A 24,408-nucleotide genomic window follows, 5' to 3' on the forward strand; every position below is an offset into this window, starting at 1 on the left:
CACCCGACGCTCTGCCCGCGAATTAAATGCTGCCGCGCATCCGCGAGGCCATTTCCTTCAAATCACGGCTTAACCCGGTTGCGGCCAAAATCCGGTCGAGCTGCGCCTTAGCATGCCCCTGCCGGTTCGCGTCATAGCGCCCCCAAGTCTCAAAGGCTGTGGACATGCGGGCTGCGGTTTGCGGGTTCAACGGGTCAATCTTCAAAAGCCAGTCCGCCAGAAGGCGGTAGCCCGCCCCATCGGCGCGGTGGAAGCCCGCGTGATTGCCCGCGAGAGAGCCCAGAACGCTGCGGAAGCGGTTGGGGTTCTTCCAATCAAACGCCGGATGCGCGGTCAATTCTGCCGTCAACTCGGCCGCGCGTTCGGGTGCAGCATGAAGGATTTGCAGCGCAAACCACTTGTCCATCACCAAAGCATTGCCGCCCCAGCGCTTCTCGAAGGCCTGCAGTTCAGCCTGTCCTTCGCCAATTGCCAAAAGTGCCGACAAAGCCCCTACCTGATCGGTCATATTGCTGGCCGAGGCAAATCCCGCAGTCGCCGCCTGACCCGCATCAAGCCGCGCTTGCAGCATCAGGGCCGCCGCTTTCAAAGCCCGCCGCCCGGCCGCTTTGGCATCAGCCGAGAAAGCCCCGGTCTCCGACATCGCAGCGATCAGCGCCGGCAGTCCCGGGGCCAGCTTCGCCGCCAATGCCTGCGAAGCCTCTCTGCGGGCGGCCTGGATGCGATCTGGGTCGGGCGTTGCACCGGCATCGTAAAGCGCTTGCGCAAGCTCATCCTCACCCGGCAGGCGCAGAGCCAAAGCGCGGAACGCCGGGTCAAGCTCAGGATCCAAAGCCAAACCAGCCAGCGCCTCAAGCCATTGTGGCGCTGGAGCCGCCCCTTCTTGCACCATCGCGAGCAGGGCCGATTTCGCCAAAGCCCGACCCGCCTCCCAGCGGTTGAAAAGGTCGGTGTCATGCGCCAAAAGGAAGGCCTGTTCAGCAGAAGTCGTGGTTCGCTGCAGCACCACGGGCGCTGAGAAGCCGCGCAGGATCGAGGGGATCGGCTTCGTCGCCAGCCCTTCAAAACGGAAGCTTTGCGCCGCTTGCGTCATCTCGAGCACGGTCGTGCCCACCACCTCATCGCCATTGGGGTTCAAAAGCCCCACAGCGATTGGGATCACCTTGGCGTCTTTATGCGGCTGGCCCGGTGTCGCGGGGTTCTCTTGCTCAAAATGCAGCGTGTAGGTGCCATCCTCCCATGTCTCAGCAACCTTCAGGCGCGGCGTCCCGGCCTGCCCATACCAACGCTTGAACGCTGCAAGGTCGCGGCCAGTCACATCTTCGAAGACCCGCAGCCAATCTTCGATCGTCGCAGCCTCACCATCATGGCGATCAAAATAAAGGTCTAAAGCACGGGCATAATCCGCATCCCCCACCAAGGTTTTCAGCATGCCGATGATCTCGGCACCCTTTTCATAGATGGTGGCGGTGTAGAAATTGTTGATCTCAACAAAGGATTCCGGCCGCACCGGATGCGCCAATGGCCCCTGATCCTCGCGGAACTGCCGCGCGCGCAACAAGGCCACATCCTCGATCCGCTTCACCGCGCCCGAGCGCATATCGCCGGAAAACTGCTGATCGCGGAAGACCGTAAGGCCTTCTTTCAGGCAAAGCTGGAACCAATCGCGGCAGGTGGTCCGGTTACCGGTCCAATTGTGGAAATATTCATGCGCGATCACGCTTTCGATACGGGCATAATCGTCATCTGTGGCGGTCTCGGGGCTGGCCAGAACGAGCTTAGAGTTGAAAATGTTCAACCCTTTGTTCTCCATCGCGCCCATATTGAAGTCATCGACGGCGACGATGTTGAAAATGTCCAAATCATATTCGCGCCCGTAAACCTCTTCATCCCAGCGCATCGAGCGGATGAGGCTGTCCATCGCATAGGCGCAACGATCCTCATCACCCGGTCGCACCCAGATCGCGAGATCAACCTTGCGGCCCGATTGGGTCGTAAAACTGTCGCGGTGCGCCACCAAATCGCCCGCCACCAGCGCGAAAAGATAGGCCGGCTTTGGCCAAGGGTCTTGCCATTCCGCCCAACCCGCGCCCTGCCCCAAAGGGTTGCCGTTCGACAAGAGCACCGGCAGATCCGCTTCAATGCGCACCTTGAAGGTGGCCATGACATCGGGGCGGTCGGGGTAATAGGTGATCTTGCGAAACCCCTCGGCCTCGCATTGCGTGCAATACATGCCGTTCGACATGTAAAGCCCCTCAAGCGCAGTATTGGCGGCGGGGGCAATCTCGACCTCGGCCTCCCATAGGAAGGGGCCCGAGGGCACGGCGCAGCGCAGCCCCGTCGGAGTGACCACGGGCGTGATCTCTTGGCCATCAATCCGAGCCGAGATCAGCCTAAGCAACTCACCATGCAAGAAAAAATCTTTGCCAGAGGAAGGAGCCTTGGGGTTCGGCGCAAAGCGGATGCGAGAAAGGACGCGGGTCGCCTCGGGGAAGAGCCGGAAGGTCAGCTCGACGCTGTCGATGGTCCAGCCAAAGGGCTGGTAATCGGCCAGATAAATGGTCTGCGGTGCGGCGTCTTGCATGGTCGGATCCCCGGAGCTGCTCTGGCGGCAAAGCCTAGGGGCGCGGGGCGCGGGCTTCAAGGGAGCGCTTTTGCGGCGGCGCAGCTTTCGGTGCAGCGCCGCAAAAGGAAAGTGCCTCCGGCGAGGATATTTTTATTCTGAAAGAAGATGTTAGGGAGAGTGCTGGTGCGCACCCACCGCCTTGGCGAGCTTGCCGAGGGTTTGCAGGCCAAGTTCCACCGCGCCAAATCCTTTGGCCGCTTCGCATTCCTTGGCTGAAGCGAAAACCATGCCAAGCGTGACTTCCGTCGCGCCCGCAGTCTCGTCAAAACGCGCCCAAGCATCGGCATGTTTGGGGCCGTTCTCCCCCCAAAGCAGCGTGTAGCTGAGCCGGTCCTGCGGGATGATCTCTTGATAGCGGTGGTGATTGGGATAGACGGTCCCATCCGGTCCGATCATGTCAAAGACCCATTCGCCGCCCGACCGCAGATCTATCCTTTTGGTGCGGCAGGAAAAACCCTCCGGCCCCCACCATCGCGGCAGGCTCGCCTCATCGAGCCACGCGCCCCAGACTGCCGCTTTCGGGGCGTTGATGACCCGGCGGATCAGCATCATCCGCTCGGCCACGTCGCGCAGATTGTTAAGCCCGCCGTTGAAGCCATGCCGGTAGCCCGCGGCCATATCCGAAGCCAGAGAGGAGAGCTGCACGGTGACATGGATCCGGCTGCCCGTCACTGTCGGGGAGAAAACCGCCGTCACCAGGGCCGCCGATTGCGGCACGCCTTCGGCCGAGATCACCTCGTAATTCACGCTGCGCGCTTCGGGATCAAGCGTCAGCCAGCCGGTTTCGACACGGATCTCGGGCGGATTGGGGCCTTGGCAGATCGAGATCTCGCGCCCGCCGACCCTTGGATCTGACTCAAGGATGCTGACCTCAACCTCGGGCGTGGGGGCGGACCAGATTGCGCGGGCGGCGGGCGCCAGCCAGGCTTGCCACAAAGTGTCGACCGGAGCGGCGATCTCGCGCTCAAAGCTGAGTTGCGCAAAGGGCGTCATCCTTGCAACCCCTTGGCATAGGTTTCAAGCTGGCTCGCCACCGTGCCCCAGCCATCATAAAAACCCATCTTCTCATGGCTGGCGCGGGCATCAGGGCTGCGATGGCGCGCGATGGCGGTATAGGTCGTGCCGCCATCGGCACCGTCCTGCAAGAGCAGAATGGCGGTCATGAAGGGATCAGCCGCGGGCTTCCAGCCTTCGGTGTAGCTGTCGGTAAAGACAAGTTTTTCACCGGGGACCACCTCAAGATAGACCCCCTTATTGTCCATCACATGGCCGTCGACATCAAAGCTGGTGTTGAACCTTCCGCCGACGCACAGATCGATATCGACCGCGGTGATTTTATGTGGCTTGGGGATGAAAAAATGCGGAATGTGGCGCGGTTCGGTCCAGCATTCCCAGATCAGCGCGCGTGGCACCGCAAGGCTGCGGGTGAAGCTGAGGTCGGTTTGCGGGTCGAGGTCGAAAGCGTGCAGGTTCATGGTTTTCGCTCCTCCATCAATTTCATCACATAATCATCAAGCCGATCGAGCCGGGCCTCCCAGATCGACCTTTGCTCATCGAGCCAGTTGCGGATCGGGGTCAGCGCCTCGGGGCGGATCGCGCAAGAGCGCACCCTTCCGTCCTTGGTGCTGTCGATCAGCCCAGCCTCTTCCAGCACAGATAAGTGGCGCATCACCGTGGGCAGGCGCAGCCCGCTGGGACGCGCCAGCTCAGAGACGGGCGCGGGCCCTTCGGCAAGGCGTGTCAGGATCGCGCGTCGGGTCGGGTCCGACAAAGCGTGGAACATTAAAGATAGGTCTGCGTCATGCTTAGCCATATTGCTAACCATATGCCGAGTGATCTTTGACGCAAGAGAAACTTCGCAGGTCAGCTAAGTTTTGCCTTGCCGTTGCGGCATCTTCAACGAAACACATAAAGTGCTTACTTGCCCAGCCAATCAATTGGCACGCCTCTTACCTTGCTCCACGCCAGCCCCAAGAGGTACTGTGCACCGCGGTATGCAAGGAGGCGATCATGGCAGCGCGAGTGACGAAATCCGGGCTTAAGGTTGATGAGCAGCTGGCCCGCTTCATGGATGAGACCGCCCTGCCCGGCACCGGCATCGCGCCCGCGCAGTTCTGGGATGGTTTTGCCGCGATCCTTCGTGATCTGGCGCCGAAGAACCGCGCGCTTTTGGCCAAGCGCCAAACCTTGCAGGACCAGATCGATGCTTGGCACCGCGCCCGCAAAGGCCAGAGCCACGACCATATCGCCTATAAGAGCTTCTTGGCCGAGATCGGCTATCTTCTGCCCGAAGGCCCGGCCTTCCAGATCGAGACCGAGAATGTTGACCCCGAGATTGCTACGGTTCCCGGCCCTCAGCTCGTGGTGCCGATCACCAATGCGCGCTATGCTTTGAACGCTGCCAACGCGCGCTGGGGCAGCCTTTACGACTGCCTTTACGGCACTGATGCGATGGGCTCGGCTCCGCCGAAAGGCCCTTACGAGAAGGGCCGCGGCGCGCGCGTGGTCGCGCGGGCGCGGGTATTCTTGGATGAGGCCTTCCCGATCGAAGGCGCAAGCCACGCCGATGTGCGCCGCTATTTCGTCAAAGACGGTGCTTTGCTGGTCGATGACCTGCCGCTGGTAACCCCGTCGAAGTTCGTCGGCTACAAGGGCAATCCGAAGGCGCCGGATGCAATCTTGTTGCGCAATAACGGCTTGCATGTCGAACTGATCTTCGACCGGGCGCATTTCATCGGCGCGCGCGATCAGGCACTTCTGGCTGATGTGCAGATCGAAAGCGCGATGTCGGCGATCATGGATTGCGAAGATTCCGTCGCTTGCGTCGATGCCGAAGACAAGGTGCAGGCCTACGGCAATTGGCTTGGCCTGATGCGCGGCGACTTGGCCGATACGTTCGAGAAAGCCGGCCGCGCGACGACGCGGCGGCTGAATGCCGACCGGCGCTACACGGCCCCTGATGGCAGCCCACTGGAGTTGAAAGGCCGCGCGCTGATGTGGGTGCGCAACGTTGGCCATTTGATGACCAACCCGGCGATCCTTTTGCCCGATGGCTCGGAAGTGCCCGAGGGGATCATGGATGCGATGGTGACCACCGCGATCGCCCTGCATGATCTGCAAAAGACCGAAGGCCTGCGCAACTCGGTCAAAGGCTCGGTCTATGTGGTGAAGCCGAAGATGCACGGGCCTGAGGAAGTGGCTTTCGCCAATGAGATCTTCACGCGCGTTGAGGCGGTGCTGGGCCTGCCGGCACATACCGTCAAGCTTGGTATCATGGATGAAGAGCGGCGGACCTCGGTCAACCTGAAGGAATGCATCCGGGCGGCCAAACACCGGGTGGCCTTTATCAACACCGGCTTCCTTGACCGCACCGGCGATGAGATCCACACCTCGATGGAAGCTGGCTCCTTCAGCCGCAAAGATTTCATCAAGCGCAAGGGCTGGATCGCGGCTTATGAGAATTTGAACGTCGATATTGGCCTCGAATGCGGGCTGTCGGGCAAGGCGCAGATCGGCAAGGGCATGTGGGCGATGCCGGATCTGATGGCAGCGATGCTGGATGAGAAGATCGCCCATCCCCGCGCCGGGGCCAATTGCGCTTGGGTGCCCTCGCCCACCGCCGCCACCTTGCATGCTTTGCATTACCACCGGGTGAATGTGCTGGCGGTGCAGGAGAAACTTGCCAAGGGTGGGCGGCGCGCCCATGTCGACGGCATCTTGGAGATCCCGCAAGCCAGCTTCCGCCGCTGGTCGGCCGATCAGGTCCGGCGTGAGGTCGACAACAATGCCCAAGGCATCCTTGGCTATGTGGTGCGCTGGATCGACCAAGGCGTTGGCTGCTCGAAAGTGCCCGATATCAATGATGTCGGGTTGATGGAGGACCGCGCCACCTGCCGGATCTCGGCCCAGCACCTCGCCAATTGGCTGCATCAAGGCGTGGTCAGCCGCGATGAGGTGATGGAGGCGATGCAGCGGATGGCGCTGGTGGTGGACCGCCAGAACGCAAGCGATCCGCTCTACAAGCCAATGGCGCCAGGCTACCAAGGCATCGCCTTCCAAGCCGCCTGCGATCTGGTGTTCAAGGGCCGCGAGCAACCCTCGGGCTATACCGAGCCCTTGCTGCACGCCTATCGCCTTCAGGCCAAAGCGGCGCGCTAACCCTTAGCGCGTGATCCAATAGCGCAGCCGCTGATCGCGGCTGCAGCTTTCTTTGACCTTGCCTCTGCGCGTGCCGCGCAACCGGCAAGGCGGTGCCTCCGGCGGGGATATTTTCATTCTGAAAGAAAGCGCCCTCTTTCAGAAGCCAAGTAACATCCGGCGGACGCAGCCCCCCAGTCCTACGCCTCCTCCTTCGCAAGGCGCGCGGTTAGGCCGCGATATCAAGCCCCAAGGCGTGGATTGTTTTTGTCAGTTCCCCCAATGCCTTATGAACTGCACGGTGCCGTTCGACCCGCCCCATTGCGGCAAAAGCCTGTGCCCGGATCTTCACCTGAAAGTGGCTCTCCCCCGAGCCGTCATCCCCGGCATGCCCGCCATGCAGATGGCTTTCGTTCACCACCTCAAGCAGATGCGGCGCGAATGCGGCGGTTAGCCGCTCTTCAAGCTTGGTCTTCACATTCATTTTTCAGCACACCCCTTCAATCCGCTGCCAGAAAGCTTAAACTCGCGGCCCCGAGTCGGGAAGACAGCAGGCAGGCTTTCGGTTATGGCGTCCAAGAACCCCTTTGAATTTGATTTGCGCGTGAGTGCGGATAAAAAGCGCAAACAGGCCTCGCGCCGTGGCGCCTCGGCGGCCGTTGAGGCCTCGGGACGCGCTTGCGATCACCCCGGCGGCTGTGACAAGCCCGGCGCCTATCGCGCGCCGAAATCGCCAGATTTGCTCGATGAGTTCTTCTGGTTCTGCAAGGATCACATCCGCGAATACAACCTGAAGTGGAACTTCTTCAACGGCACCACCGATGAGGATTACCAAAAGATCGTCGACAAGGACCGCGTTTGGGAGCGCGAGACCAAGCCCTTCTCGCGTATTGGCGATGGCAATGCTTGGGCGCGCATGGGGGTGAATGACCCGATGCAACTTCTGGGCGAGAATGCCACGATCAATCCGGGCGCGCAGCCGGCCTCGGGGGCCACGCGCAAGCTGCCCCCCTCTGAGCGCAAGGCGGTTGAGATTTTGGATGCGCGCGACACGATGACCAAGGCGGAAATCCGCAAGGCCTATAAACAGTTGATCAAGGTGCTGCACCCCGACATGAACGGTGGTGACCGCAGCCAAGAAGAGCAGTTGCAAGAGGTGGTCTGGGCTTGGGATCAGATCAAGGACAGCCGCCACTTCCGCGATTAAGGCTCCGGGGCGCGTTCAAGCGCCCCAATGCCGCCCTCAACGGCTGATGCTTGGCGGCTCTGGACCGCGCATGACCGTAAAGGCAGGGATTTTTGCCGGCTCCCCTTGCGGCCCTGCCGTGAATGTTCCACAACTCGATGCGTTATGGCGCCCTGCGGGGGCGCGAGAGATCAGGACTTATCCATGCTTGATGCTGTTGCGAAACCCACCGAGGAAATTTCTGTCCGTGACGTGTTCGGGATTGATACCGACATGCGGGTCAAGGGTTTCGCCGAGCGGACCGACCGGGTGCCCGAGATTGACCCGACCTATAAATTCGATCCGGACACCACCTTGGCGATCTTGGCAGGCTTTGCCTATAACCGCCGCGTGATGATCCAAGGCTATCACGGCACCGGGAAATCGACCCATATCGAGCAAGTGGCCGCCCGACTGAACTGGCCTTGCGTGCGCGTCAACCTCGACAGCCACATCAGCCGGATCGACCTGATCGGCAAGGATGCGATCAAGCTGGAAGACGGCAAGCAGGTTACCAAATTCCACGAAGGTATCCTGCCTTGGGCTTTGCGCAACCCGGTTGCCATCGTCTTTGACGAATATGACGCCGGCCGCGCCGATGTGATGTTCGTGATCCAGCGCGTGCTGGAGCATGATGGCAAGCTGACGCTCTTGGACCAAAACGAAATCATCACCCCCCACCCGTCGTTCCGCCTCTTTGCAACGGCGAACACTGTGGGTCTGGGCGACACCACCGGCCTTTACCACGGCACCCAACAGATCAACCAAGCCCAGATGGACCGCTGGTCGCTGGTCGCCACGCTGAACTACCTCAGCCATGATGCCGAGGCCGCGATCATTCTGGCCAAGAACCCCCATTACAACACCGCTGAGGGCCGCAAGGAAATCAGCCAGATGGTGACCGTGGCGGATCTGACCCGAACCGCCTTCATCAATGGCGATCTCTCGACCGTGATGAGCCCGCGGACCGTGCTCAACTGGGCCGAGAATGCGCGGATCTTCCGCAACATCGGCTATGCCTTCCGGCTCTCCTTCCTCAACAAATGCGACGAGCTTGAGCGCCAGACCGTGGCCGAGTTCTATCAGCGCTGCTTTGCGGAAGAGCTGCCCGAAAGCGCTGCCAGCATGGCGATGAAGTGAAGTAACGGGGGCTCTGCCCCCACGGCCTGCGGCCTCCCCCGGGATATTTCCAGACAGAAAATAGGACCGTTTCCTTTCATTTTCTGCCCTCAAATATCCTCGGGGGGTCCGGGGGGCGAAGCGCCCCCGGCCTTCTTTCAAACGCGGGCATTTCCTTGCCTAAATTTTCTGCCGGTGACAGGGTCGATCCATGAGCAAGCCCTCCGATAACCCCGCCGATCCTTTCAAAAAGGCTCTGGCCGAGGCCACCCGCACGATGGCGGATGACCCGGAAATGGCGGTCTCTTACTCCGTCGATCCGCCGGGGATGAACAAAGAAGGCGTGCGCCTGCCGCAGGTCAGCCGCCGGATGACCCGCGATGAGGTTCTGCTGGCGCGTGGCACGGCGGATGCCTTTGCGCTGCGCCGCAAATATCATGACGAAGCTGTTGCCTCGCGCTATGCGCCGACGGGTCCGCTTGCCCGCGATATCTATGACGCGATGGAGACCGCCCGCGTCGAGGCGATGGGCGCGCGCTACATGCCCGGCACCGCAGGCAATATCGACGCCAAGATCGGCCATGAGGCCGAGCGTAAGGGCTATGCCCAGATCACCAATCCGCAAGATGCCCCCTTGCCCGTGGCTGCGGGCTATCTGGTGCGTCATCTCGCCAGCGGGCGCGATCTGCCGAAGGGCGCGCAGAATGTCATGAGCCTCTGGCGCGGCTTCATCGAAGACCAAGCCGGCGGCACGCTGGAAAACCTTGACCACGTTCTGGCCGATCAAGCCGCCTTCGCGCGGCTCGCGCGCAAGGTGATCTCGGACCTCGGCTATGGCGATCAACTGGGCGACGACCCGGACCGCCCAGACGAGGATGAGGCCGGCGACGAGGCCGAGGAAGATCAAGAAAGCCCCGAATCCTCGGGCGAGGATGAACAAGAATCAGAGGAATCCGAGGCCAGCCCTGAGCAGTCTCAGGAAGAGCAGCAAGACCAAAGCCAAGCGCAAGTCACCATGGAAGACAGCGCGGATATGGAGCAAGGCGATGAGACGGAGCAGCCGGAAGGCGAAGCCCCGCTTGAGCCGCCGCCCCCTGCTGCGCATTCCGATGCCGACCCGAATTATGTCGTCTATGCCACGGAATTTGACGAAGAAATCCGCGCTGAGGATTTGGCCGAACCGGCCGAATTGGAACGCCTGCGCGCCTATCTTGACCAGCAACTCGAGCCCCTGAAGGGCGCCGTCAGCCGTCTGGCCAATAAGCTACAACGCCGCTTGCAGGCGCAACAAAACCGCTCTTGGCTCTTTGATCTGGAAGAGGGCGTTTTGGATGCCGGGCGTCTGGCCCGCGTTGTCGCCAACCCGACCACGCCCTTGTCCTTCAAATGGGAAAAGGACACCGAGTTCCGCGACACGGTGGTCACGCTTCTCATCGACAATTCAGGCTCGATGCGCGGCCGTCCGATCTCGATCGCGGCGATCTGCGCCGATGTTCTGGCCCGCACGCTTGAGCGTTGCCAAGTGAAGACCGAGATCCTTGGCTTCACCACGCGCGCTTGGAAAGGCGGTCAAAGCCGCGAGCGCTGGCTGGCCAATGGTCGCCCACAGCAGCCCGGTCGTCTGAACGATCTGCGCCACATCATCTATAAATCCGCCGATGCGCCCTGGCGTCGGGTGCGGCCGAACCTTGGCCTGATGATGAAAGAGGGCTTGCTGAAGGAAAACATCGACGGTGAGGCCTTGGAATGGGCGCACCGCCGCATGGCCAGCCGCCCCGAGGCGCGCAAGATCCTGATGGTGATCAGCGATGGCGCGCCGGTTGATGACTCGACGCTTTCGGTGAACCCCGCGAATTATCTGGAAAAACACCTGCGCGATGTGATCGCCATGGTCGAGAAGATGCGCCGGGTTGAGCTGATTGCCATCGGCATCGGCCATGATGTGACGCGCTACTATAACCGCGCCGTCACCATCACCGATGTCGAGCAATTGGCCGGGGCGATGACCGAGCAGCTTGCGAGCCTTTTCGACAGCGATCCCAAGGCGCAAAAGCGTGGCGGGATGCGGCGGGCGGGCTAAGCCTCTGCCCTGGGGGCGTTCATAAAAGAAGAAGGGTCTTTGCCCATGTTTCAGACCTTTGACAGCCAAGCCTCGCCGGATCAGGGGCCGCCGCGCCTTGCCGCTTTGCGCCAAGCGCTCAGCGCTTCGGGTCTGGCCGGGTTCATCGTGCCGCGTTCGGATGTGCACCAAGGCGAATATGTCGCCAAGCGCGATGAGCGGTTGCAATGGCTGACGGGCTTCACCGGCTCGGCGGGCTTCTGCATCGTGCTGCCTGAAATCGCAGGCGTCTTCATCGATGGCCGCTACCGCACGCAAGTGAAGGCGCAAGTGGCGCTTTCGGATTACACCCCAGTGCCTTGGCCCGAGGTGCGCCCCGGCGACTGGCTGCGCGAGAACCTCAGCTCGGGCGTCGTGGGCTTTGACCCTTGGCTGCACAGCGCCGAAGAGATCGCCCGTATCCGCGAGGCGCTGGCTGGCACGGCAGTCACCTTGGCCAGCTCGGCCAATTTGATCGACGCGATTTGGCCCGACCAACCTGCCCCGCCGATGGCCCCCGCCTTCGTGCACCCCGATGCTTTGGCGGGCGAAACCAGCGCCGAGAAGCGCCAGCGTCTCTCCGAGGGCCTACGCGCCCAAGGTCAGCGCGCCGCCGTGATCACTTTGCCGGATTCATTGTGCTGGCTTTTGAACCTGCGCGGCGGGGATGTGCCGCGCAACCCGATCCTGCATGGCTTTGCCATCCTGCACGACGATGGCAAGGTGACACTTTTCGCCGAGGCGCAGAAGATCAACAACGAGGTTCGAGCCCAGCTTGGCCCGGATGTGACCCTTGCCCAACCCTCCGATTTCGCCGCCGCTCTGCGCGGGCTGCAAGGTCCGGTGCGCATCGATCACAGCACCGCCCCCCTCGCCGTCTCCGAGATCCTGACCGAGGCCGGGATCGCCTTCGTCTGGGGCGATGACCCCTGCCGACTGCCGAAAGCGCGCAAGACCGCCGCCGAGATCCAAGGCATGCGCGAGGCGCATCTGCGCGACGGCGCGGCGATGGTTGAGTTCCTCTATTGGCTTGACCAGCAGCCGCTCGAGACGGTGACCGAGATTGATGTGGTGCGCGCGCTGGAAGGCTTCCGCCGCGCCACCAATGCGCTGCATGACATCAGTTTTGACACGATCAGCGGTGCGGGTCCAAACGGCGCAGTGATCCATTACCGGGTGACCGAAGAGACCAACCGGGTCCTTTCCCGCAACGAGCTCCTTTTGGTGGATTCTGGCGCGCAATACCTCGACGGCACCACCGATATCACCCGGACCATGCCGATCGGCGATCCGGGGGATGAGGCACGGATCTGCTACACGCGCGTCTTGCAAGGCATGATCGCGGTTTCGCGGGCACGCTGGCCGGTAGGACTTGCGGGTCGCGATCTCGACCCCTTGGCCCGCTATCCGCTTTGGGTTGAAGGGCAAGACTTCAACCACGGCACCGGCCACGGCGTCGGCGCGTTCCTCAGCGTGCATGAAGGCCCCCAGCGGCTGAGCCGCAGCTCGGAAGTGCCACTGGAGCCGGGGATGATCCTGTCAAATGAGCCGGGCTATTACCGCGAGGGCGCTTTCGGCATCCGGCTGGAAAACCTGATCGTGGTGCAAGAGGCCCCAGCTTTGGGCGACAACCGCCCGCAGCTGAACTTCGAGACGCTGACCTTCGTGCCCTTCGACCGCCGCCTGATCCTGGCCGAGGCGCTGTCGCCCGGTGAGCGGCTTTGGATCAACGCCTACCATGCCGAGGTGCTGGCGAAGCTGCAGTCCCGGCTCTCGGCCCCGGCATTGGCATGGACCCAAGCCGCCTGCGCGCCGCTGTAATCGGCCCGAATGCAAAACGGCGGGGATTGCCCCGCCGTTTTTAAGCCCTCGCTCAGACCGCCTCTGCCGCGGTTTGGCGGATCCGCTCCACCATCGCCCGCACCCCATTGGAGCGCTGCGCCGAAAGGTGATCATTCAGCCCCAAGCGGCCAAGCTCCGCCGGTGCATCAACCGCGGCCACTTCAGCCACCGGCAGCCCGGCGTAAAGCGCATGCAGAACCGCGATCAGCCCTCGCACGATCATCGCATCGCTGTCGCCTTGGAAATCAAACCGACCGTCGGTGATTTGCGGGCGCAGCCAAACTTGGCTCGCGCAGCCATCAACCTTATAGGCCGCAACCTTGAACGTGTCCTCCAAGGCAGGCATGGCGCGGCCAAGCTCGATCACATGGCGGTAGCGCTCTTCCCAATCCTCAAGGAAGTCAAAGGTTTCGGCAATATCCTCAAACGCGGCAGTGGCCATCGAAATTCTCCTTGCCCCCGAGGTAGTGGCTGCGCTGCAATCTGTCCAGAGGCGCAGATCTTGGCATCCGCGCTTTTCAAAAGCTGCGCCATGCGCTAGCCAAGAGCGAACAGCCGGAGTCCTTGCATGAACCTGCCCACCTCTCTGCGCCCCCAGCATCTGCGTCCAGCGCTGCTCGGCCTTTGCCTGACCTTTGGCCTTGCGGCTTGCGGCGGCTTCGGTGCCAGCAAATTCAACCCAATGAATTGGTTCGGCGGCTCGCAAGAGGTGCAAAAGGAGGCCCTGCCCGCCGCTGCGCCCGACTACCGCGCCCTTGTGCAACAGGTGATCAGCCTCGATATCGACGAGGTGCCCGGCGGCGCCATCATCCGCGCAACCGGCCTGCCCCCCACCCAAGGCTACTGGCAGGCGGAATTGGTGCCGCAACCCGTGGATGCCAACGGCCGTTTGGTGCTGGAGTTCCGCGCCTTCCCGCCGGTCAAAGCCAGCAATTCCGGCACCGCGCCCTCGCGCGAAGTCGTAGTGGCGCTTTACCTTTCCAACTACAAACTGAACGCGATCCGCGAAATCGTGGTCCAAGGCGAAGCCAACGCCCGCTCTGTGCGCCGCTGACTGCCCGCCGCCGCATCAACGCGGCGGCATCGCCTTTGGCAGGCGTCGATTTTGAGTATTTAGATCAAGATGAAAGGGGCAGAAATGCCCCTCTTTCAGAACATAAATCTCCCCGCCGGAGGCGGCTTCGAGCCGGTTGCGCGGGAACCGCGCAGAGGCGAGACAAAAAGCTTGCGCCTGAAAGGCGCGCCTTTTGATTAAAGATAGACCACGCGCACTTCGGTGCCTTTGGCCGACAAAGCCACTTCGCCACTGCAAAGCCGCAAGGCATCAGAGCCGAAAGCATCGCGGCGCCAACCGGTGAGGGCTGCGACATCCCGGCTGCCAGCGGCAATCGCATCAAGCTCGGCCGCCGAAGCGATCAGGCGCGGCGCCACGCCAAGGCTTTCCGATTTCGCCTTCAAAAGCACGCGCAGCAGATCGGCCAAGGCGCCATTGACCTGCGGCTGATCCTTGGCGGGATCGACTTTCGGCATATCTTCAGGCCGCATCTCGAGGCCTGCCTTCACCGCTGCCAGAATGCCATCGGCAATCTCCGGCTTGCGGCCCTCGCGCAGCAAGAGCCGCGAGCGGCCCAGCTCTTCGATATTCGTGGGCCGGGTCGAGGCCAGCTCCAAGAGCGCATCATCTTTCATCACCCGGCTGCGCGGCACATTCTGCGCCTGCGCATAGGCCTCGCGGAAGCGTGCAAGCTCTTTCACCACCGCCAAGAAGCGCCCCGAGGAGGTGCGGGTTTTGATCCTGAGCCAAGCTTCGGCCGGCACCACCGTATAGGTCGCGGGATCGGTCAGGATAGACAACTCTTCTTCCACCCAAGGGCTGCGCTTGTTCTTGGCCAGTTGTGCGGCAAGCCATTCGTAGATCACCCGTAGATGGGTGACATCGGCCAAAGCGTAATCCTTTTGCGCTTGGCTCAAGGGGCGGCGCGACCAATCGGTGAAGCGGCTGGTCTTATCGAGATTGGCTTTCGCGATGCGCTTCACCAGCGTCTCATAGCCGACCTGCTCGCCAAAGCCGCAGACCATTGCCGCGACTTGGGTGTCAAACAAGGGCTTCGGGAAGACCCCACCTTCGACGAAGAATATCTCAAGATCCTGCCGGGCCGCATGGAAGACCTTGACCGTCGCCTCATGGCGAAAAAGGTCGTAAAGCGGTTCGAGGCTCATGCCCTCGCCCTCGATCGGGTCGATCAGCACCGCATCGCCATCCTTACCGGGCAGCGCCATCTGGATCAGGCAGAGCTTCGACCAATAGGTCCGCTCGCGCAGAAACTCGGTATCGATGGTGACATAGGGTTGGGTCTTGGCCGCTTCACAAAAGCTGGCAAGCTCTTCCGTCGTGGTGATCGTGCGCATGGGCCGTCCTGTGGCAGGTGCGGGGTCATCCCGCAAATTGCATCCGCTATAGGGGTTAGGATGGCAAAAGAAAACCCAAGGCCGGAAGATCGCTTGCAAGTGCCGCCCCCGCGTGACTTCTATGCGGCGTTTTGCATAAAGTGGAGGCAGAGTTGCGCTGGCTGTGGTTGACCCTTGGTCTGGTGTTTTTGGGCATCGGGCTGGTTGGAGTGGTCTTGCCCGTGCTGCCGACGACGCCGTTTTTGCTGATCGCCACGGCGGCCTTCGCCAAATCCTCGCCCCGGCTGCACGCCTGGCTCTTGGCGCATCCAACGCTGGGGCCGCCGATCCGGAGCTGGCAAGAGCATGGTGCAATTTCCAGAAATGCCAAACGCTTGGCCACCGGCACGATGGCAGCGACCTTCGCGGTCTCGGCACTCGTTGGGCTGCCTTGGCAGGCGCTTTTGGGCCAAGCTTTGCTCATGGGGATCGGCGCGGCCTTTATCCTCACGCGCCCCGCGGGGCCCAAGGGCTGAGGCCCCACCTTTCTTGTTTAAGTATACCAGTTTAGCTTAAATAGACCGGGCTGCGGTCACCGGAGGCATAGCGGCGCAGCACCTGCGGATAGAGCTTGTGCTCCATTACCAAAACCCTTGCGGCAAGTGCCTCAGCGGTATCGCCTTGCAACACCGGCACGCGCGCTTGGCCCAGAAGCGGGCCCGCGTCGAGCTCGGCCGTCACCTCATGCACCGAGCAGCCCGCCTCAATATCGCCCGCATCCAAAGCGCGCTGATGGGTGTGAAGGCCCGGATATTTCGGCAAAAGCGAGGGGTGGATGTTGAGCATCCGGCCCTCAAACTGGCGCACGAAACTGGGGGTCAGCACCCGCATAAAACCCGCAAGGCAGATGATATCGGGCTCAGCCGCCAGAATGGGCTGCAAAAGCGCTGCCTCAAAGGCCGCGCGGTCTTTGCCGAAATTGCGATGATCGACCGAAGCCACTGGCACACCTAAAGCCGCTGCTTTGGCCAGCCCCGAAGCCTCGGGGTCATTCGAGGCGACCAGCACCGGCCGCGCCGGGTGATCGCCCACCATGCTTTCCACCAGCCGCAGCATGTTCGAGCCGCCGCCGGAGATCAGCAGCGCGACGCGTTTCACAGCAGCTTGCCCGAGTAGATCACGCCCTCGCCCGCGACGATGGTGCCAAGACGCGCGACGGTCTCCCCCTGCTCGGCGAGCAAAGCCTCGATCGCATCAGCTTGATCCGGGGCAACCACCAGCATCATGCCGATGCCGCAGTTGAAGGTTTTCAAGAGTTCCGGCTCGGACATATTCGCCGTTGTGGCGAGCCAGCGGAAGACCGGCGGCAGCGTCCAAGCGCTCAGGTCGATGGCGCAGGCCAAACCCTCCGGCAGCAGGCGTGGCGGGTTTTCGGTGATGCCACCGCCGGTGATATGGGCCAGACCATGCACGCCACCGGCGCGGATCGCTGCCAGCACTTGGCGGACATAAAGCCGGGTCGGCGCCAAAAGGGCCTCGCCCAAGGTGCCACCGCCGAAGGGCGACGGCGCGGACCACGACAAGCCCGAGATCTCAACCACTTTGCGCACGAAGGAATAGCCGTTCGAATGCACGCCATTGGAGCCGAGGCCCAAGATAACATCGCCCTCGGCCACGCCTTGCGGCAGATGCTGGCCACGTTCCATCGCGCCAACGGCGAAACCGGCAAGGTCGAAATCCTCGCCATGATACATGCCGGGCATCTCGGCGGTCTCGCCCCCGATCAGGGCGCAACCGGATTCAGCGCAGCCGCGGGCGATGCCTTCGACGATGCGGGTGGCGCGCTCGACATCAAGTTTGCCAGTGGCGAAATAGTCCAAGAAGAACAAAGGCTCAGCGCCTTGGCAGACCAGATCATTGACGCACATCGCGACAAGATCGACGCCGATCGTGCTGACATTGCCAGTGTCGATGGCGATCTTGAGCTTGGTGCCAACGCCATCAGTGGCGGCCACCAAGACCGGATCGGTATAGCCTGCAGCCTTAAGGTCAAAGAGCGCGCCGAAGCCGCCCAAACCGCCCATCACCCCCGAACGTGAGGTGGCTTTGGCGGCGGGTTTGATCCGCTCGACCAAGGCATTGCCGGCATCGATATCGACACCGGCCTCGGCATAGGTCAGTCCATTGTGCTTATTGGTCATCTGGCTATCCCCCGGGCGCGGATCAGGCGCGGAATCTGGTGCGGCCCGCATAGACCAAAGGCGCAGGCGGTGCAACGCGGCGGGTTCATCTTGGCGCGGATTAAGGGCCACTGGGCCAGAATGACAAAGGCAGAGCTTGACGCTTCGCCGCCATCTGGCTACCCAAGGCAACGGTAGGGGCCTGTAGCTCAATGGTTAGAGCCGGGCGCTCATAACGCCTTGGTTGGGGGTTCGAGTCCCTCCGGGCCTACCACCGCCCCCACAATTGCCGCCTTGGGGCTTTTATGGCCTTGGTCAGGCCTTCTCTCCTAATTACACAACGACTGATCGTCGCGTTTTGCCGGAAAACCCTAGCGAACAGGGGTAAGGGCCGAGGTCGCGGCACGCCCCATCCACACAAGATATTGACAGCCGGACAGCGACACTGTCTAAAGATTGCGTCATGGTTCCTCTGGGGAGACTCAGGGGTGAAAATGGAAGCCGGTGTGATTCCGGCGCTGCCCCCGCAGCTGTAAGCGGCGAGCCAAGCTTAAGACGTCACTGAGAGCCCTGCTCTTGGGAAGACAAGCAAGGCATCGACCCGTGAGCCAGAAGACCTGCCTGACACCAGACGACTTCACCGTGCGGCGGGCGCGGAGGCGTGAACCAAGGGCTTTCCTTGGCCGATGCCTGTTCCCCGCTTGACATAAAAAGGGACAGAGCATGATCACCGTTTATTCCAAACCCGCTTGCGTGCAATGCACCGCCACCACGCGCGCGCTGGAAGCCAAGGGCCTTGCCTATACGGTCATCGACCTGACCTTGGACGAGGCTGCCATGGCGAAAGTCACCGAACTTGGCTACCGCCAAGCCCCGGTGGTGATGGCGGGCGCGCAGCATTGGGCGGGCTTTCGCCCTGACCTGATCGGCGGTCTGGCCGTGACCTCGGCCTGACCCCGGTGGGCGGGCTGGTCTATTTCTCCTCAGGATCGGGCAATACGGCGCGCTTTGTGGCGCGGCTCGGCTTGCCTGCGCTGCGTGTTCCCCAGCGCGCAACCGAGACCATGCCCGCCCCCTTAACCCCTTTCGTGCTGATCTGCCCGACCTATGCCGACGGGTTTGGCCGTGGGGCGGTGCCGAAACAGGTGATCGGATTTCTGAATGATCCTTCGCGCCGAGCGCTTCTGCGCGGCGTGATTGGCGCGGGCAACCGCAGCTTTGGCGCCACCTTCGCCCTTTCGGGCCGGGTGATTGCCGAAAAATGCGCCGTGCCTTGGCTTACCAGCTTTGAGCTGGCGGGTACCGAGGCCGACACCCTTCGCATCCGCGACGGGCTGCACAAATTCTGGAGAGAGACATGCCCGACGGTAGCCTGAACCCTGCACTCGACTACCATGCGTTGAACGCGATGCTGAACCTTTACGATGCCGAGGGCCGCATCCGCTTTGACGCCGACAGAATGGCGGCGCGGCAATATTTCTTGCAGCACGTCAACCAAAACACCGTGTTCTTTCATAGCCTTGATGAAAAGCTCGGCTATCTGGTCTCGGAAGGTTACTACGAACCCGCCGTCCTTGATCAATATTCGCGCAACTTCCAGCGGCGGATTTGGGACGAGGCTTATGGCCGGAAATTCCGCTTCCAAACCTTCCTTGGCGCCTTCAAATATTACACCTCTTACACGCTGAAGACCCGCGACGGGCAGCGCTTCCTTGAGCGTTATGAGGACCGGGTGGTGATGACCGCCTTGGCCTTGGCACGCGGCGATGAGGCTTTGGCATTGCGGTTTTTGGATGAGATCATCTCGGGCCGCTTCCAGCCTGCAACGCCAACCTTCCTGAACGCTGGAAAGGCCTCACGCGGAGAGCTGATCTCCTGCTTCCTTTTGCGGTTGGAAGACAACATGGAGTCGATCGGGCGCGGCATCAACTCGGCTTTGCAACTTTCCAAACGCGGCGGTGGCGTGGCCTTGATGCTGACCAACCTGCGCGAGGCGGGCGCGCCGATTAAGGGGATCGAGAACCAATCTTCGGGCGTCATCCCGGTGATGAAGCTGCTGGAAGACAGCTTCTCCTATGCCAATCAGTTGGGCGCGCGCCAAGGTGCGGGGGCAGTGTATCTGAACGCGCATCACCCTGATATCTTGCGGTTTTTGGACACCAAGCGCGAGAATGCCGATGAGAAAATTCGCATCAAGACGCTCAGCCTTGGCGTGGTGATCCCCGATATCACCTTTGAATTGGCCAAGCAGAACAAGGAGATGTATCTCTTCTCGCCGCATGATGTGGCGAAGGTTTACGGGCTGCCCTTCTCGGAGATTTCCGTCACCGAGAAATATGCCGAGATGGTGGATGACAAGCGCATCCGCAAGCGCAAGATCAGTGCCCGCGCCTTCTTCCAGACACTGGCCGAGATCCAGTTTGAAAGCGGCTATCCCTATATCATGTTCGAAGACACGGTGAACCGCGCCAATCCGATTGCCGGGCGGATCACCATGTCGAACCTCTGCTCTGAGATTTTGCAGGTGAATGAGGCCTCTGAGTTCAACGACGACCTTTCCTATGCGCATCTTGGCACGGATATTTCCTGCAACTTAGGATCCTTGAACATTGCGGCGGCGATGGATGGGCCGGATTTCGGCGCCACGGTTGAGGCTTCGATCCGGGCGCTGACGGCCGTCTCGGAGATGTCGGCGATCGATGCGGTGCCTTCGGTGCGGCGCGGCAATGATGAGGCGCATGCCGTGGGTCTGGGCCAGATGAACCTGCATGGTTTCTTGGCGCGCGAGCGGATCCATTATGGCTCACCCGAGGGGGTTGAGTTCACGTCCGTCTATTTCGCCGCCGTCGCCTATCACGCGATCCGCGCCTCTTGCCTTTTGGCGCAAGAGAAAGCCCAGACATTCAAAGGGTTTAAAGAATCGACCTATGCTGATGGGTCGTTCTTTGACAAATACACCAGCCGCGATTGGCTGCCGACCCTTCCGGCGGTCGCCCGGGTCTTTGAGGGCCACGCCCTGCCCTCAACGGCCGATTGGGCCGCGCTGAAAGCGCTGGTGATGGAGCACGGGCTTTACAACCGCAACCTGCAGGCGGTGCCGCCGACCGGCTCGATCTCCTATATCAACAACTCGACCTCCTCGATCCATCCGATCGTGGCCAAGGTCGAGGTGCGCAAAGAAGGCAAGATCGGCCGGGTCTATTATCCGGCGGCCTTCATGTCGAATGAGAACCTAGACTATTACCGCGACGCCTATGAAATCGGCCCCGAGGCGATCATCGACACCTATGCAGCGGCGACCGAACATGTCGATCAAGGCCTGTCGCTCACGCTCTTCTTCCCCGCCGAGGCCACCACCCGCGACATCAACCGCGCCCAGATCTACGCCTGGAAGAAGGGGATCAAGACGATCTACTACATCCGGCTGCGGCAGGCGGCGCTGGAAGGCACCGAGGTCGAGGGCTGCGTTTCCTGCACGCTCTGAGCCCTCTCTTCGCTGAAGAGCGGGGGGCTTTGCGCCCCCCGGCCCCCCGCAGAGTATTTAGATCAAGATGAATGAAAGGTCTTTCCGATGAAGGATCAGATGCTGAGTTTGCGCGCCGTGAAGGCGATCAATTGGAACCGGCTGCAAGATGACAAGGATCTTGAGGTTTGGAACCGGCTGACGGTGAACTTTTGGCTGCCCGAGAAGGTGCCTTTGTCAAACGACGTGCCCTCATGGGCGACTTTGCGTGAGGATGAACGGGCGCTGACGATCCGGGTCTTCACCGGGCTGACGCTTTTGGACACGATCCAGAACGCGGTGGGCGCGCCCTCGCTTTTGGCCGATGCGCAGACCCCGCATGAAGAGGCGGTTTTGACCAATATCGCCTTTATGGAGGCCGTGCATGCGCGGTCTTATTCCTCGATCTTCTCCACATTATGCAGCACCAAAGAGGTGGATGAGGCCTTTCGCTGGTCGGAGGAAAACCCGCATCTACAGGCCAAAGCGCAGATGATCCTTTCCGATTACGCGCCCGGAGCCGATCCTTTGAAGCGCAAGATCGCCAGCGTTTTCTTGGAGAGTTTCCTTTTCTATTCCGGCTTTTACCTGCCGATGTATTGGTCGAGCCGCGCCAAGCTGACCAATACCGCCGACCTTATCCGGCTCATCATCCGCGATGAGGCGGTGCATGGATATTACATCGGCTATAAGTTCCAACACGCCTTGGAGCGCGAAAGTCCCGCGCGGCAGCAAGAGGTGAAAGATTACGCCTTTGCACTGTTGTTCGATCTTTATGAGATCGAGGCGCGTTATACGGCCGAGCTTTATGACGGCCTTGGCCTGACGGAAGATGTGAAGGCCTTCCTGCATTACAATGCCAATAAAGCGCTGCAAAACCTTGGGTTTGAGGCTTTGTTCCCACCTGCGGCCTGCGAGGTGAACCCGGCGATCCTTGCCGCCCTTTCCCCCGACAGTGAGAACCACGATTTCTTCTCGGGATCGGGCTCGTCCTATGTCATCGGCAAAGCGGTGGCGACGGAAGATGAGGATTGGAACTTCTAACCCCCATCCCGCGCGAATAAAAAAGGCGCCCCCGGTTTCCCGGAGGCGCCCTTATTCACTCAGCCTGCAAATTAGGCTTTCAGATCGTAGCGGTCTGCGTTCATCACTTTGGTCCAAGCGGCGACGAAATCGGCAACAAATTTGCCGGCGTTATCGTCTTGAGCATAGACTTCAGAATAGGCGCGCAGCACCGAGTTCGAACCGAACACCAGATCGACGCGGCTTGCGGTCCATTTCACAGCGCCGGTCTTGCGATCGGTGATGTTGTAGGAGTTGCGGCCGGTCGGCTCCCATTTGTAAGCCATATCGGTCAGGTTGACGAAGAAGTCGTTCGACAGAGCGCCCTTACGCTCGGTGAAGACGCCTTTGTCCGAGCCGCCGTGGTTGGTGCCAAGGACACGCAGGCCGCCGACCAGAACGGTCATCTCGGCAGCGGTCAAGCCCAAAAGCTGCGCGCGGTCGAGCAGCATTTCTTCCGGGGTCACCGTGAAGGCTTGCTTCTCAAAATTGCGGAAGCCATCGGCTTGCGGCTCAAGCACAGCCTGACCTGCAACGTCAGTCTGCTCTTGGCTCGCATCGCCGCGACCCGGAGCGAAGGGCACGGTGACCTCATGGCCAGCGGCTTTCGCGGCTTGCTCGATGCCGACATTGCCCGCCAACACGATCACATCAGCGATCGAGGCACCGGTTGCCGCTGCGATCGGCTCAAGCACCGCCAGAACCGCTGCCAGACGTGCCGGCTCATTCGCCGCCCAGTCTTTTTGCGGCGCCAGACGGATGCGCGCGCCGTTTGCGCCGCCACGGAAGTCCGAGCCGCGGAAGGTGCGGGCCGAATCCCAAGCGGTTGCGACCATGTCCGCGACCGACAGGCCCGAAGCGGCGATCTTTGCCTTCACAGCCGCCACGTCATAGGACGCATTGCCAGCCGGAACCGGATCTTGCCACAGCAGCTCTTCTTGCGGCGCATCGGGGCCGATGTAGCGCGATTTCGGCCCCATGTCGCGGTGGGTCAGCTTGAACCAAGCGCGGGCGAAAGCGTCCGAGAAGGCGTCGAAGTCGTTCATGAAACGCTCCGAGATAGCGCGGTAGATCGGGTCCACCTTCAGCGCCATATCGGCATCGGTCATGATCGGGTTGTAGCGGATCGACGCGTCTTCAACGTCCACCGGCTTGTCTTCTTCGGCGATGTTCACCGGCTCCCACTGCTGGGCCCCTGCCGGCGAGCGTGCCAGCGCCCAGTCGTATTTGAAGAGGAGCGTGAAGAACTCATTGTCCCAACGGGTCGGGTTGGTGGTCCAAGCGCCTTCGATACCGGAAACCACGGTGTCACGGCCGATGCCGCGGCCTTTGGTGTTCATCCAGCCCATGCCTTGGGCATCGATATCCGCAGCCTCGGGGTCAGCCGAGAGGTTTGCCGCGCTGCCGTTGCCATGGGCCTTGCCGATGGTATGGCCGCCAGCGGTCAGAGCAACGGTCTCTTCGTCGTCCATCCCCATGCGGGCAAAGGTTTCGCGCATCATCAGCGCGGTGCGGGCCGGGTCCGGCTTACCGTTCACGCCTTCGGGGTTCACATAGATGAGACCCATTTGCACGGCTGCCAGCGGGTTCGACAGCGAGGTCGCATCCGCCACATCATCGTAACGGGTGTCGGAGGGCGCCAGCCACTCCATCTCGTCGCCCCAGTAGATGTCTTTCTCGGGGTGCCAGATGTCTTCGCGGCCGAAAGCAAAGCCAAAGGTCTTCAGACCGGCGACTTCATAAGCGATGGTGCCCGAGAGCACGATCAGGTCAGCCCAAGAGATCTTGTTGCCGTATTTCTTTTTGATCGGCCACAGCAGGCGGCGGCCTTTGTCGGTGTTGACGTTGTCCGGCCAAGAGTTCAGCGGTGCGAAACGCTGGTTGCCGGTGCCCGAACCGCCACGGCCGTCGGTGTTGCGGTAAGACCCAGCGGCGTGCCATGCGACACGGGCGAACATGCCGACATAGCTGCCCCAATCGGCCGGCCACCAGTCTTGGCTGTCATTCATCAGCGCACGGAGGTCCGCCTTCAGCGCATCCACGTCCAGACCTTTGACGGCCGAACGATAATCGAAGCCTGCCAAGGGGTTGGTCTTGCTGTCGTGCTGGTGCAGGATGTCGAGGTTCAAAGCATTCGGCCAGAATTTGGTGACCGAAGTTTTGCTCGAGGTCGAGCCGCCATGCATCACCGGGCACTTGCCCGCACTGGTATCGTTGCCGTCCATGTCT

The 24,408-nt window shown here is 61.4% G+C and carries 21 protein-coding genes, 1 tRNA gene and 1 riboswitch; of the genes, 12 read left to right on the top strand and 10 right to left on the bottom strand.

What is annotated here, in order from left to right; genetic code table 11:
- Positions 1–22: 22 nt before the first annotated feature.
- The 4 genes from pepN to Q9295_RS14470 form a co-directional block, all read right to left on the bottom strand.
- On the bottom strand, positions 23–2,584 hold the full coding sequence (pepN, locus tag Q9295_RS14455) for an aminopeptidase N (protein ID WP_306681281.1): 2,562 nt from the start codon (positions 2,582–2,584) through the stop codon (positions 23–25).
- A gap of 150 nt (positions 2,585–2,734) precedes the next feature.
- The gene (locus Q9295_RS14460) at positions 2,735–3,619 is read right to left on the bottom strand and encodes an SRPBCC family protein (RefSeq protein WP_306681282.1); all 885 of its coding nucleotides are present in this window, start codon (positions 3,617–3,619) and stop codon (positions 2,735–2,737) included.
- On the bottom strand, positions 3,616–4,101 hold the full coding sequence (locus tag Q9295_RS14465; protein ID WP_306681283.1) for an SRPBCC family protein: 486 nt from the start codon (positions 4,099–4,101) through the stop codon (positions 3,616–3,618). Before Q9295_RS14465 ends, Q9295_RS14460 begins: the two co-directional genes overlap by 4 nt.
- Positions 4,098–4,439, bottom strand: a complete 342-nt coding sequence (locus Q9295_RS14470) for an ArsR/SmtB family transcription factor (RefSeq protein ID WP_306681284.1) — start codon at positions 4,437–4,439, stop codon at positions 4,098–4,100. Before Q9295_RS14470 ends, Q9295_RS14465 begins: the two co-directional genes overlap by 4 nt.
- A gap of 197 nt (positions 4,440–4,636) precedes the next feature.
- On the opposite strand from Q9295_RS14470, the gene Q9295_RS14475 reads away from it, so the two are divergent.
- Complete coding sequence (locus Q9295_RS14475; protein WP_306681285.1) at positions 4,637–6,784, top strand: malate synthase G; 2,148 nt, start codon at positions 4,637–4,639, stop codon at positions 6,782–6,784.
- Positions 6,785–6,992: 208 nt separating this feature from the next.
- Here the strand turns inward: Q9295_RS14475 and Q9295_RS14480 are convergent, their stop codons facing one another.
- A complete protein-coding gene (locus Q9295_RS14480; protein WP_306681286.1) occupies positions 6,993–7,247 on the bottom strand; it encodes a BolA family protein in 255 nt (84 codons plus the stop codon).
- Between the two features lie 84 nt (positions 7,248–7,331).
- Here Q9295_RS14480 and Q9295_RS14485 point away from each other — a divergent pair, with 84 nt between their 5' ends.
- From Q9295_RS14485 to Q9295_RS14500, 4 genes are all read left to right on the top strand, one after another.
- The gene (locus Q9295_RS14485) at positions 7,332–7,970 is read left to right on the top strand and encodes a J domain-containing protein (RefSeq protein ID WP_306681287.1); all 639 of its coding nucleotides are present in this window, start codon (positions 7,332–7,334) and stop codon (positions 7,968–7,970) included.
- Between the two features lie 183 nt (positions 7,971–8,153).
- Positions 8,154–9,128 carry a cobaltochelatase subunit CobS gene (cobS, locus tag Q9295_RS14490; protein ID WP_306681288.1) on the top strand — a complete coding sequence of 325 codons (975 nt, stop codon included), beginning with the start codon at positions 8,154–8,156 and terminating at the stop codon, positions 9,126–9,128.
- 190 nt (positions 9,129–9,318) lie between these two features.
- Positions 9,319–11,187 carry a cobaltochelatase subunit CobT gene (gene cobT / locus Q9295_RS14495; RefSeq protein ID WP_306681289.1) on the top strand — a complete coding sequence of 623 codons (1,869 nt, stop codon included), beginning with the start codon at positions 9,319–9,321 and terminating at the stop codon, positions 11,185–11,187.
- A gap of 45 nt (positions 11,188–11,232) precedes the next feature.
- Positions 11,233–13,026 (top strand): aminopeptidase P family protein, encoded by a 1,794-nt coding sequence (locus Q9295_RS14500; protein WP_306681290.1) that lies wholly within the window; start codon positions 11,233–11,235, stop codon positions 13,024–13,026.
- Between the two features lie 52 nt (positions 13,027–13,078).
- On the opposite strand, the gene Q9295_RS14505 is transcribed toward Q9295_RS14500, so the two are convergent.
- Entirely contained in the window at positions 13,079–13,489 is a 411-nt protein-coding gene (locus Q9295_RS14505; protein ID WP_306681291.1) for a SufE family protein, read from the bottom strand.
- A gap of 126 nt (positions 13,490–13,615) precedes the next feature.
- Between Q9295_RS14505 and Q9295_RS14510 the strand changes: the two genes are divergently transcribed.
- On the top strand, positions 13,616–14,101 hold the full coding sequence (locus tag Q9295_RS14510) for a hypothetical protein (RefSeq protein WP_306681292.1): 486 nt from the start codon (positions 13,616–13,618) through the stop codon (positions 14,099–14,101).
- 197 nt (positions 14,102–14,298) lie between these two features.
- Here Q9295_RS14510 and rnd read toward each other — a convergent pair whose 3' ends face one another.
- Positions 14,299–15,456, bottom strand: a complete 1,158-nt coding sequence (rnd, locus tag Q9295_RS14515; RefSeq protein WP_306681293.1) for a ribonuclease D — start codon at positions 15,454–15,456, stop codon at positions 14,299–14,301.
- 140 nt (positions 15,457–15,596) lie between these two features.
- On the opposite strand from rnd, the gene Q9295_RS14520 reads away from it, so the two are divergent.
- Positions 15,597–15,971, top strand: a complete 375-nt coding sequence (locus tag Q9295_RS14520) for a YbaN family protein (RefSeq protein WP_306681337.1) — start codon at positions 15,597–15,599, stop codon at positions 15,969–15,971.
- 31 nt (positions 15,972–16,002) lie between these two features.
- Here the strand turns inward: Q9295_RS14520 and purN are convergent, their stop codons facing one another.
- Together purN and purM are read right to left on the bottom strand one after the other, a co-directional pair.
- A complete protein-coding gene (gene purN / locus Q9295_RS14525) occupies positions 16,003–16,593 on the bottom strand; it encodes a phosphoribosylglycinamide formyltransferase (RefSeq protein WP_306681294.1) in 591 nt (196 codons plus the stop codon).
- Positions 16,590–17,636 carry a phosphoribosylformylglycinamidine cyclo-ligase gene (purM, locus tag Q9295_RS14530; protein ID WP_306681295.1) on the bottom strand — a complete coding sequence of 349 codons (1,047 nt, stop codon included), beginning with the start codon at positions 17,634–17,636 and terminating at the stop codon, positions 16,590–16,592. Before purM ends, purN begins: the two co-directional genes overlap by 4 nt.
- A 177-nt stretch (positions 17,637–17,813) precedes the next feature.
- Between purM and Q9295_RS14535 the strand changes: the two genes are divergently transcribed.
- From Q9295_RS14535 to nrdF, 5 genes are all read left to right on the top strand, one after another.
- Positions 17,814–17,889 (top strand) — tRNA-Ile (locus tag Q9295_RS14535).
- A gap of 173 nt (positions 17,890–18,062) precedes the next feature.
- A riboswitch (cobalamin riboswitch) is annotated at positions 18,063–18,253 on the top strand.
- 85 nt (positions 18,254–18,338) lie between these two features.
- Positions 18,339–18,569, top strand: a complete 231-nt coding sequence (gene nrdH / locus Q9295_RS14540) for a glutaredoxin-like protein NrdH (RefSeq protein WP_306681296.1) — start codon at positions 18,339–18,341, stop codon at positions 18,567–18,569.
- A gap of 5 nt (positions 18,570–18,574) precedes the next feature.
- On the top strand, positions 18,575–18,991 hold the full coding sequence (gene nrdI / locus Q9295_RS14545) for a class Ib ribonucleoside-diphosphate reductase assembly flavoprotein NrdI (RefSeq protein ID WP_306681297.1): 417 nt from the start codon (positions 18,575–18,577) through the stop codon (positions 18,989–18,991).
- Positions 18,973–21,099 carry a class 1b ribonucleoside-diphosphate reductase subunit alpha gene (gene nrdE / locus Q9295_RS14550; RefSeq protein WP_306681298.1) on the top strand — a complete coding sequence of 709 codons (2,127 nt, stop codon included), beginning with the start codon at positions 18,973–18,975 and terminating at the stop codon, positions 21,097–21,099. The genes nrdI and nrdE overlap by 19 nt, the downstream gene beginning before the upstream one ends.
- Before the next feature lie 87 nt (positions 21,100–21,186).
- Positions 21,187–22,161 carry a class 1b ribonucleoside-diphosphate reductase subunit beta gene (nrdF, locus tag Q9295_RS14555; protein WP_306681299.1) on the top strand — a complete coding sequence of 325 codons (975 nt, stop codon included), beginning with the start codon at positions 21,187–21,189 and terminating at the stop codon, positions 22,159–22,161.
- 71 nt (positions 22,162–22,232) lie between these two features.
- On the opposite strand, the gene katG is transcribed toward nrdF, so the two are convergent.
- A complete protein-coding gene (gene katG, locus Q9295_RS14560; RefSeq protein ID WP_306681300.1) occupies positions 22,233–24,404 on the bottom strand; it encodes a catalase/peroxidase HPI in 2,172 nt (723 codons plus the stop codon).
- Positions 24,405–24,408: the final 4 nt, after the last annotated feature.

It is taken from the genome of Pseudogemmobacter lacusdianii (assembly GCF_030848395.1).
Lineage (GTDB): Bacteria > Pseudomonadota > Alphaproteobacteria > Rhodobacterales > Rhodobacteraceae > Pseudogemmobacter > Pseudogemmobacter lacusdianii.